Origin of the sequence: Pseudomonas entomophila (assembly GCF_029478665.1) — a bacterium.
GTDB lineage: Bacteria > Pseudomonadota > Gammaproteobacteria > Pseudomonadales > Pseudomonadaceae > Aquipseudomonas > Aquipseudomonas entomophila_F.
The window spans coordinates 1-6,194 of the sequence record NZ_JARPQB010000090.1; the positions used below are offsets into that span (position 1 = coordinate 1).

Sequence of the window (6,194 nt, forward strand, 5' to 3'; positions counted from 1 at the left end):
GGCGGCGCTCGGTCTTGAGAGCGCTGCAAGGCTCCCGGCGAACGCCTCGAAAAGGCTGCGTAAGTCAGAGTCATCCCAGTCTACTGTAGGAGGTTTCCTTACTTGCCACCGGCACCCCCAGCGCCACCGCTGAGCTGCTAGCGTTCTGCGTTTTCCACGCACAAGGAAACGCCGCATGACAAGGAATCGCTTATCGGGTGCCCGCCGATGAATCGGCGCATCGTTATCTTCGGCAAGGCGCAAGGCCTCGATGGCGACCGCACCACCACGGGCGCCACGTGCATCGGCAAACGTGCGGCGGGCAACGTGAACGGGAGCGGCTGGTTGCTCGAGGGCGACTCGACCACGCCCTGCCCACGCTGCGGCCAGGTGGGCACACTCATCGACGGCGACCCTCGCTTCCTGCAGGACGACGTGCCCACCGTCGTCGACGGCGCGCGCGTGCGCTGTGGTTGCCCGCTGGGCAGCAATCGCCTGATTGCCCCGCTGGACGAGATGCCCAGCCAGGCGCGCGGGGCGTCGGCGCCGGTACCCGGCGATCCCCGGACTGTCCCGCGTGGTGTTGTCGAGCGGCCCATGCCTGCCACCCACGCCGTCTCTACGGCACCCTCCGCACTGCAACCCGCACTGCAACCTGGGTTCTACATCGTGCCCCGCAGCATGGCCGGCGAGCAGGTGCTGCAGCAGCTGGCCACGGTGCAGGGCACCCTGCCCATGTCGCTGGTGCGCCGGCTCAACCCTACCTTCGACCAAGGCTTCAAGGCCGGCGAGCTCTTCGTGCTCGGCGCGCCCGACAACAGCTTCGCCTGCACTCGCGAAGAGGCCGATTTGATGGCCGCGGCGCGCAGCGCCCGTGAGTCGCTGGCGATCCTCAGCGAGGAGGAAGCCGACTTCATGATGCAGCACATCGGCGAAGTCGCCGGGGTGCTCAGCGGCGCCAGTCTGTCCATGGGCGTAGGCAAGGACATGCTGGCGCGGGGAATAGGGCAGGTGGGGGACACGCTCAAGGGGATCGAGCGGTTGCACCAGCGGGAATTCGCCTTGCACCGGCATTTGAACAGCCAGCAGTTCTTTGCTGAGCGCAAGGTGTTGTATGCACAGTTGAACGCGCAGTTGCGCAGCGCGTTTCTTGGCAAGTACCTGGACCTGGGCAGGCATGAAAGTCTGCGCAAGGGGTTGGGGATCTCCACGAAAAGCCTGGTACACCACTGGTCCAAGGCTGGCGCGCCGGGGGCGATACCGGGGTATGCGACGCATTTGGATGAAGTGGCGAAGATGGCGAAGTATTTGAAGTATGGGGGATATGTGGCGGTGGGGGTGGGGGCGACATCGTCTTACATGAAAATCTATGAGGCTTGCCGTGCGGGGGAAACTGAGGAGTGTAAAAAAGTCAGGCTTACTGAGACCGGTAGCTTTACTGGCGGGCTTGCGGGAGGCGCTATCGGCGCAGAGGTAGGGAAACTTGCAATCAGATTGGTCTGTAATTTTGGCCCATGGGGGAAAGCGGTCTGCGGTATAGCGATGGTTGGTACAGGCTCATATGGCGGGGCTGTGACGTTGAGTGAAACCGGCGAAAAGATGGGGGAGTTGATTTACGAGATAACCTATGATTGATGTCAGTGGCTGGCCGGCTAACTTGAGAGTCGCGATTCTGCTTGTACCATTTTTGACAGGGCTCGCCGGCCTTGCAATCAATGCGCATATTGCTGCCTCACGACATTTTGACGTGATGTGCGCAGCGCTTAAGCGGAGTCCATGCCTGCATGAGGAGCTGAAGCGTGGAGGGGGATATACTTTGAAGTTTCGCTCTTTGACAGTGAGCTCCATGGCAGGAGCTTTATGTTGGCCGGCGCTTTCAATTCGTAAGGGAAGCCTGGATCCGGAGGATTATAAAAACTTCCCCGTCTACCTCAAAACACGTATGAAGGCGGCCAGCTACTGCATGTTGATTGCTTTGGCTTGGGCTGCATTCATTACGCTATTTCTTGAGTTTTAAAGTGTGCGCTCAATGGGAATGAGTAGCGTTCCAGTGGGGGCTTGTATTGTACCGGGGCTTTAATATCTAAGTTAACTTTCTGCAGGCGGCATAGGCGCTCTGGGTGGGGTGCAGTAATCCAGTAAACTCGTTGTTTCGATAAGTTGGTAAAGCAGCCTGTGGAATCGCCATGGTCGGGGCAGGCTCCTTTGCGGGTAGTACGGTTTTTGGGCAAGTCGGAGAAAAGGTTGGAGATGCAATTTACGAGGCTATATTTGATTGACTTGAGCCATTGGTCGGTAGACTTGAGGATTGCGATACTATTAGTTCCGTTCGTAAATTTGTTTGTCAGTATTGTACTGATCACGCATATGGCCTCCTCGAGACAATTTGATGTTATGTGTGCGGCGCTTCAACGGAGTCAATGTCTGCGTGAGGAACTGAAGAGAGGGGGAGGCTATACTTTAAAATTTCGGTCTATGACGGTTAGCGCCATGATGGGTGAGCTATTGTGGCCGGCTTTAGCAATTCGAAGAGGTAGTCTGAATGCTGAGGATTATCGTGAGTTTCCGGCCTATCTCAAAAAGCGTATGAAGGTTGCGGCTTGTTGTCTTTTTATTGCCTTGAGTTCTGCGGCATTTATTGTGCTTTTTGTTGATGTGGCTCGCTCATGAAGCACTGTGGGTACGTTCGTGATTGATCTGAGTAATTGGTCAGCAGATTTAAAGATTGCTTCATTGCTGATTCCATTTTTTATAATATTCTCGGGCTTGGCGATTCATATGCATATTGCTATGTCGCACCACTTTGATGTGTTGTGTGCAGCGCTTCAGCGAAGTCAATGTCTGCGTGAGGAGCTTGGGCGAGGGGGTGCCTATACTTTGAAATTCAGAGCTATGACGGTTAGTGCGATGACAGGTGCTCTGTTGTGGCCGGCGCAATCAATACGACAAGGTGATTTGGATCCGCAGGACTATCGGGAATTTCCGGGTTATCTAAAAAGGCGTATGAAAATCGCCATGTGTTTTATGGCTATTGGTATGGGCTGGATATCGTTTATTGTGATTTTTGTTGAGTTCAAACGTGCATGATGCATGTCTGATGGCTACAGCGCCCGCGTGGGGCTGGTTCTTATCTGGGGGCCTCCGCCATGGAAAGGGGCGTGAGTGGTTGAGGGAGTCCTTATATGAGTGGTGGGCGAAATGAGTAATTTCTTGCTCGTGCTGAATGTTATCGCCAAGTGATTGGAGTACTGACTAAAAGCGTGTGGGTCAAGCAGCAGAAGGGGTACCTCGGCGAGGCGGGTTTAAAATACAGATGGCATTTTGTGAGTACAATAAGTAGGGCGTTTCTCTATCCGTCTTGTGTGGTTGGTAAAGGGCTTTTCGAAGAGGAGGAGATTAGGAGTTTTCCTAAGAATCTCCGGCGACTGATGGTGACTTCCGCATGGTTATCTCTTGTTGGTTTTTTGTGGTTGGTGCTTGCTACTGGGTTGTTGGCGTTCGCACGGTCAGACTGATGGACTTACCATTTTTCGACACCTTAAAAATAGGTTTCATGAGGTTTGCCGTGTGGATTTAACTGTGAGATTGCAGCGATCAGGGCATGTTTCTTCGGGGGAGTTAAGCTCGGGGGGAAGGGCAGGCGAATTGTTGTGCGAGGCTGTTTATGATTGACTTGAGTTGGTGGCCTGTGGAACTAAGAATAGTGTTACTACTCGCTCCTTTCGGCGTTGGACTGGTCGGGCTTGCAGTTGAGCTGCATATCGCAGGTTCGCGACATTTCAAGGTGATGTGCGACGCGCTGCAGCGAAGCGAAGGTCTTCGTGAGGAGCTGAAAAATGGTGGGGCGCTGACGCTAAAGTTTCGACTGATGACGGTGAGTGCCATGACGGCGGGGATGGTTTGGCCAAGACTAGGTATTCGTAAGGGGTGGCTGAATCCGCAGGATATTCATGATTTTCCGACCTACTTGAGAAAGCGCATGAAGTTAGGTATGTATTGCATACTTGTAGCTCTCGCCTGGATGGCTTTCGTTGCACTTTTAGTCGAGTTTAGGCGTGCTTGATATCCCCGTTGAAGCGGATCATTCGATGGAGCGAGTGAGGGCTGAATCAGGGGGGTGGTGGTGCTAACTGGTTTATGAGGCCGCATATGATTGATCTCAGTGAGTGGCCTGTTGGTTTAAGGCTAGTGTTGTTGATCGTCCCCTTTCTATTGTTGATTCTGGGCGTCATTATCAATACCTATATTGCGGGCTCCCATCAGTTTAATATCATGTGCCGTGCATTTGGTCGGAGTCGGGGCCTTGAGGATGAAATTCTCCTGTGGGGGACGACGAGGCTGAGGTCGCGCATGCTAATCGTGAGTGCCATGAGTCTAGCTTTTATATGGCCATCCCTAGGGCTTCGTCGCGGTTGGTTGAGTCTCGAAGACAGTAATGAGTTTCCGAATTTCTTGAGGTGCAGCATGAAGCTGAGTAGCTACTGCTTGCTTGTTGGTTTGGGGGGGCTGTTTTTTCTAGCGTCGTTCGTCAAGGTTACAAAATCATGATGCTCTTCGAGTACCGTGCGGAATACAGTTACTTCAGTTTCGTGATGCGGCACGCTGGTGAGGTATTTGTAGAACGTATTTCAAGCACTGGCAGTGAAAAACCCGCGATAGCGGGTTTTTCCATTTCGGGTCATCGGGACGACATCACACCCCAGCCGCCAGCTTGGCGCTCATTTGCCGACGACGATAAGCGCTGTCCCGGCTGGCCAACCACCCGTACAGCGGCGAAGTGATCGCCAGCCCCACCAGCCACGACAGGTCGGCGCCATTGATGTGCGCGGACACCGGCCCGACATACAGCGGCGTGTTCATGAACGGGATCTGCACCGCGATGCCCACCGCATAGGCGATCAGCGCCTGCGGGTTGTAGCGCCCGTAGATGCCGCCATCGACCTTGAAGATCGACTGGATGTCGTAGTCGCCCTTGTGAATGACATAGAAGTCGATCAGGTTGATCGCCGTCCACGGCACCAGCACCACCAGCAACACCAGCACCATGTCGACGAAGTGGCCGATGAAATCCGCCGAGGCGAACACCGCCACCACGCAGCAGGCGGCCAGGACGATCAGCGACAGCACGGCGCGGCTCTTGGCGGTGGGGATCCAGCGGTAGGCGAAGGTCTGCACCAGGGTGATGATCGACAGCACCGCGCCATACAGGTTGAGAGCGTTGTGGCTGATCACGCTGAGCAGGAACAGCACCAGCATGATCGGGCCGAGGCTGCCGGTGGCCAGCTTGACCGCGTCCATGGTGTCCACGCCGGCCGGGATCGCCAGCACCGCGACCGCACCGAAGATGAACGACAGGCTCGAACCCAGGGCCGAGCCCAGGTAGGTGGTCCAGAAGGTCGACGAGACCTTCACGTCGGCCGGCAGGTAGCGCGAGTAGTCCGACACGTAGGGCGCGAAGGCGATCTGCCACAGCGCCGCCAGCGACACGGTGGCCAGCCAGCCGGCCAGGTTGAAGCCGCCACGGGTGAGGAAGTCGTCGCTTTGCACATGGCTGAAGATGTAGCCGAAGCCGACCACGATACCGATGCCCAGCACCCAGGTGCCGATGCGGTTGAGCACGTGGATGAAGCGGTAGCCGATGATGCCGATGATGCCCGAACCCAGGGCGCCGACGACGATGCCCACCGACACCGGCACGGCGTCGACCACCCCGTGCAGCGACTTGCCGGCCAGGACGATGTTGGAGGCGAAGAAGCCGATGTACATCACCCCGGCGATCACCACCACCAGCAGCGCGCCGAGCGAGCCGAACTGGGCGCGGCTCTGGATCATCTGCGGGATGCCCATCTGCGGGCCCTGGGCCGAGTGCAGCGCCATCAGCACGCCACCGACCAGGTGCCCGACCAGGATCGCGATCACCCCCCAGACCAGGTTCAGGTGGAACAGCTGCACGCCCAGCGCGCCGGTAACGATTGGCAGCGGCGCGATGTTGCCGCCGAACCACAGGGTGAACAGATCCCTTACCTTTCCATGGCGGTCTTGCGGCGGCACGTAGCCGATCGTGTGTTTCTCGATGAGGGGTGCCGAATTGGCTGCACTGGTCATGACTGACTCCAAGGCAAGGAGGGGCAACCGCGGGTGCCCGAGGGCGTGCCGGCAAAGGGCGACGCGTTCTTGTTGGCACGATGATGGGGGGCGGGCGGGGAAGGGGAAAT

5 protein-coding genes are annotated in these 6,194 nt (G+C 56.7%); 4 read left to right on the forward strand and 1 reads right to left on the reverse strand.

The window, feature by feature from the left end; genetic code table 11:
* Window positions 1-207: 207 nt before the first annotated feature.
* The 4 genes from P5705_RS25665 (at window position 208) to P5705_RS25680 (ending at window position 4,042) form a co-directional block, all read left to right on the forward strand.
* A complete protein-coding gene (locus P5705_RS25665; protein ID WP_277463668.1) occupies window positions 208-1,614 on the forward strand; it encodes a PAAR domain-containing protein in 1,407 nt (468 codons plus the stop codon).
* Window positions 1,607-1,996 carry a hypothetical protein gene (locus P5705_RS25670; protein WP_277463669.1) on the forward strand — a complete coding sequence of 130 codons (390 nt, stop codon included), beginning with the start codon at window positions 1,607-1,609 and terminating at the stop codon, window positions 1,994-1,996. The genes P5705_RS25665 and P5705_RS25670 overlap by 8 nt, the downstream gene beginning before the upstream one ends.
* 671 nt (window positions 1,997-2,667) lie before the next feature.
* Complete coding sequence (locus P5705_RS25675; protein ID WP_277463670.1) at window positions 2,668-3,066, forward strand: hypothetical protein; 399 nt, start codon at window positions 2,668-2,670, stop codon at window positions 3,064-3,066.
* A 577-nt stretch (window positions 3,067-3,643) separates the two neighbouring features.
* Window positions 3,644-4,042, forward strand: a complete 399-nt coding sequence (locus P5705_RS25680) for a hypothetical protein (RefSeq protein WP_277463671.1) — start codon at window positions 3,644-3,646, stop codon at window positions 4,040-4,042.
* Window positions 4,043-4,671: 629 nt separating this feature from the next.
* Here P5705_RS25680 and P5705_RS25685 read toward each other — a convergent pair.
* Complete coding sequence (locus tag P5705_RS25685) at window positions 4,672-6,084, reverse strand: purine-cytosine permease family protein (protein WP_277463672.1); 1,413 nt, start codon at window positions 6,082-6,084, stop codon at window positions 4,672-4,674.
* Between the last annotated feature and the right edge of the window lie 110 nt (window positions 6,085-6,194).

Coding starts and splice junctions, on each gene's coding strand:
- P5705_RS25685 (WP_277463672.1), bottom strand. CDS start 6,084: ATGACCAGTGCAGCCAATTCGGCACCCCTCATCGAGAAACACACGATC.
- P5705_RS25670 (WP_277463669.1), top strand. CDS start 1,607: ATGATTGATGTCAGTGGCTGGCCGGCTAACTTGAGAGTCGCGATTCTG.
- P5705_RS25665 (WP_277463668.1), top strand. CDS start 208: ATGAATCGGCGCATCGTTATCTTCGGCAAGGCGCAAGGCCTCGATGGC.
- P5705_RS25680 (WP_277463671.1), top strand. CDS start 3,644: ATGATTGACTTGAGTTGGTGGCCTGTGGAACTAAGAATAGTGTTACTA.